This window comes from Prosthecobacter debontii, from assembly GCF_900167535.1.
Lineage (GTDB): Bacteria > Verrucomicrobiota > Verrucomicrobiia > Verrucomicrobiales > Verrucomicrobiaceae > Prosthecobacter > Prosthecobacter debontii.
Window position 1 is genome coordinate 1 of record NZ_FUYE01000041.1, and the last position, 3528, is coordinate 3528.

3 protein-coding genes are annotated in these 3528 nt (G+C 53.2%); 2 read left to right on the forward strand and 1 reads right to left on the reverse strand.

All coding sequences use genetic code 11. The annotated features are described in order from the left end of the window. Nucleotides 1-926, forward strand: a 926-nt coding sequence (locus B5D61_RS25385) for an RHS repeat domain-containing protein (protein WP_217699076.1), incomplete at its 5' end; no start/stop codon positions are given. Further along, on the forward strand, nt 913-1518 hold the full coding sequence (locus B5D61_RS25995) for a hypothetical protein (RefSeq protein WP_139373511.1): 606 nt from the start codon (nt 913-915) through the stop codon (nt 1516-1518). The genes B5D61_RS25385 and B5D61_RS25995, both read left to right, overlap by 14 nt. 283 nt (nt 1519-1801) lie before the next feature. On the opposite strand, the gene tnpC is transcribed toward B5D61_RS25995, so the two are convergent. Next, nucleotides 1802-3322 carry an IS66 family transposase gene (tnpC, locus tag B5D61_RS25390; protein ID WP_078816231.1) on the reverse strand — a complete coding sequence of 507 codons (1521 nt, stop codon included), beginning with the start codon at nt 3320-3322 and terminating at the stop codon, nt 1802-1804. Nucleotides 3323-3528 lie beyond the last annotated feature (206 nt).

The window sequence follows — 3528 nt, forward strand, 5'->3', positions numbered from 1 at the left end:
CGGGGATGTGGCTGAGCCGAGACCCGGCAGGATTTGTGGATGGCCCCAACTTGTATGCCTACGTGAAGCAGAACCCTTGGACGGCTTGGGACCCGCTGGGGCTGGCTGAACTTACTGATGCGATTAGATCTCATATTGCTACAGAAATTCAAAGTGCAGTTGAAGTTATCGAATTGGCACACGGACCAACTGGTGATAACCTTACATTAGCAAAGCTCAAACATGCGAAACTCCAAGAGATGATGGCGGGATCGAAATATGCGGACTACCTAATGCTTGAGCAAAGTATAAATGCACAAGGTGGAGCAGTTAAGAAGCAGTCATACCAAGGAAAAAATGGCAATTCTGTAAGCAAGTGGCCAGCCAACAGCCGGCGGCCTGACATCACTCTATTAAATGATTCCGATCACAAAAGTGGCCTAGCTAAGGGTGGTGGTGTCGATATGAAAGGAAAAGTCGACGCGATTTTTGATTATAAAACAGGAGTGAAGGGTATGGAGCCTGAGTGGGTCAATGAGGTAGCAAATCGGACAGGTATTAAGCCCGGCCTTGTACTGGAAGCAAGGCCGGGTAAGAATTTAGCCTCGGATTTTGCCTCAGCTCGTGGAGTTCATACTCAAACAACGCGCCTGTTGAGTGTGGTTGATATGTTTAGCACTGCTACTGCCGTGCATCAATCTGTAGTTGATGAAATGGACCGCCAAAACGACGCAAATCCTTACATTGGAGTCACTGATGGTGGCTTAGAGTATTCATTAACATTTAAGCGCAAACATTTTAGCTTTCTTCCAATTTCTTACAAGACGGATCATGGCATTCTGGTCCGGAATGGACCTTTTGCAGGAGGGGAAATGAAAATTTCCGAAGAAAGATGGGAGGGTTTAAATTCAGAGCTTGAGAAAAAAGTGTCAAATGAAACTAAATAAAATTCTACCGTATCTTATTGCTGAAATCGCTCGTTGGTGTCCTTGGTTGGTTGGCGATAGGCCTGATACGCATATACTGGAAAGTAGGCGCAATCTGGCGAAAGGAGTAGAATGGATTGTTCGTCGGAAGAACAATGGTTTTTACGAGCGTATATTGTTTGAATTTAGTCAGATTTCAAAAGATGGTGCCATTATGGTCGCAATCCAATTTGCAGCTTCTCCACTGCATAGGCCTTTAATACCAGCTGGCCCCTTCGGCTGGTATGGTAGTATTATTGATCTAGAAATCTTTGGACTGGATTGTTTTAGAGAACTCCATTGGAGCGGGCCGTGGCTGAATTTAGGAGATGGGAAATCATCTGTAGTTAGAAACTGGGAAGTGGTATTAAAATCGCTGGCTGGTAATTTAGATAGTCGTCTTGAATTTGAGGAAAGGCTATTGTCGGAAAATAGCTTGATTATTGACTTGAAAAGTATGTTGTGTGATAATCATACTGATCTAAATTATATTCTCAAAAATCATCCAACCGTAACGTCAGTGCCAAATTGGGCGCGATACATTGAATTAGGTGAAAACAAAGACAACCCATAGCAGGCACGTCACCCATGCCAGCTTCTAAAAAATAAAACTCCGCAGCAAGCTTCTCGGTGCAGAGGCTCGAAGGAGCTTGCCACCTTACTCTCGAACGCGTCAGTGGACGGTCCCTCCACCATCCAGCATGTTTCCTTCGTTTCACTCAGGCCATGCAGACAGTGGCCTGAAGGCCATTGGAAAGTCACCGCTCATCGCGGTTTGGCATTGTCCTGAGCTACCGTTGAAGGGTAAGCGTCACGCCAAGCGCCTGCTGAAGCAGGTTGACTGGGCAAGCGGAGCCCTAGGCGGCCTTCAGTTTCTGTTGCAGGGCCTCTGCCCAGGCTTTCGGGGTAACGTCTTTGACCTGTCGGTTGGTCATCGTTGGCAGGCGGGTCAGCACGTCGCGCAGATACGCCCAGGGATCCAGGCTGCGGGCGCGGCAGGACTCGATGAGGGTGTAGAGGATCGCACTGCGCTGGCCTGCATCGGCGTCACCTATAAAAAGCCAATTTTTCTTGCCGATGGCGGTGGGGCGGATGGAGTTCTCCACTAGGTTGTTGTCGATCTCCACATGCCCATCATTGGCATACACTTCCAGCATCGGCATCAGGCTCAAAGCATAGTCCATGGCTCTCCCAAAGGCGCTTTTGGGCAGGTGGCGGCGGCTGAGTTTGAGCCTTCGTAGAGCTTGGTTCAGCCGTTCTATGATGGGACGGCTTTCGGCGGCTCGCACGGCTTGTCTTAACCTTGGCCCAGCACGGCTTTCGCGCAGCCGGGCTTCAATGCGGTAGAGATGGGCGATCTGTAAAAGCACCCAGCCTGCCTGTTGTGGGGCGCTGTCTTTGGCCTCGTAAAACTTCCGCCGCGCATGCGCCCAGCAACCTGCAAGAGTGAGGCCTGCTCGACTGCGGGCAAAGGCTGGGTAAGCGGCGTAGCCGTCGCACTGCACGGTTCCGCTGAAGTTGGTAGGGATGATGTTGCCTAGGCAGGTGCCGCTGCGTGTCCTTGCCCAGGTGAAGCAGACGTCGGCTCTGGGCCGTTTGCAGGTCCACAGGTAACCTTGTTGGGTCTGACCATGGCCGGGGCTTAAATACGCCACGGGCGTCTCGTCAATCTGCACATAACCAGTAGCCATCACGCTGCTGCGGATGTGATCATACATAGGGGTGAGCCAGTCGGCGGCCAGGGCCAGCCAGCGGGCCATGCTCTGGCGCGGGATGTCCACACCGTGGCGGGTCGAATAAATCTGCTCCTGTCGATACAGCGGCAGCTGGTCGCCGTATTTGCCCACGATGATGGCCGCCAGCAGACCGGGGGCGGCAATGCTGCGCTCCTGTAAGGTGGTCAGTGGGGCGATGATGGGCGGCTGGTGCGGCTCTTCACGCTTCACATACTTGGGCCGGATGATCCTGCGGCGCAGGAACTTGGCCGGTTCATAGTCGAGCTGCTCGGTGACTTCCTCGCCCATGCAGCGCCATGCTTCAGGTGCGGCTTTGACAGGCTCTGGCTCGATGACTTCCTCAATCACGGGCAGGTGTTCCGGTATCCTCGCTTCGCGCTCTTTGCGCCGCTTTTGGGGTTTAGCCGACTCCGCCTGCTTTTCCAGTTCAGCCTCCAAGACGCCGGGGTTTGCGCTGGAGGCCGGGTCTTTTTTTGCCCCGTCATCCCCCTGCAAAAGCAGCATCAGCTGCGCGTCATCCATCGCCTCGCTGCTGCGTCCAAAGACGCGCCTAACCAACAGGTCGATCTTTTCCCTCAGCAGCTTGATCTCCAGCCGCTGCGCCTCGTTCTCGGCGGTCAGTCGGGCTTCAAGAGGTGTCATCGGCGGCGGGGTTGGATGGCCTTTAAAACGCAGCCTCTTGACGGACTTCTATCAAGCTTTGTGTCTCTTCCCTCAATCCCGCTGATACCACGGACGCATCTTGCCCCCCTTTAAATCAATGCCATCAGTGAGCATCGCCAAGGCCTCCGGGGCCAGGCACATCCACAGGCTTCCGCCCTGCTGACAGCCACGGCCTCCAGCGGCAG

Coding starts and splice junctions, on each gene's coding strand:
- B5D61_RS25995 (WP_139373511.1), top strand. CDS start 913: ATGAAACTAAATAAAATTCTACCGTATCTTATTGCTGAAATCGCTCGT.
- tnpC (WP_078816231.1), bottom strand. CDS start 3,322: ATGACACCTCTTGAAGCCCGACTGACCGCCGAGAACGAGGCGCAGCGG.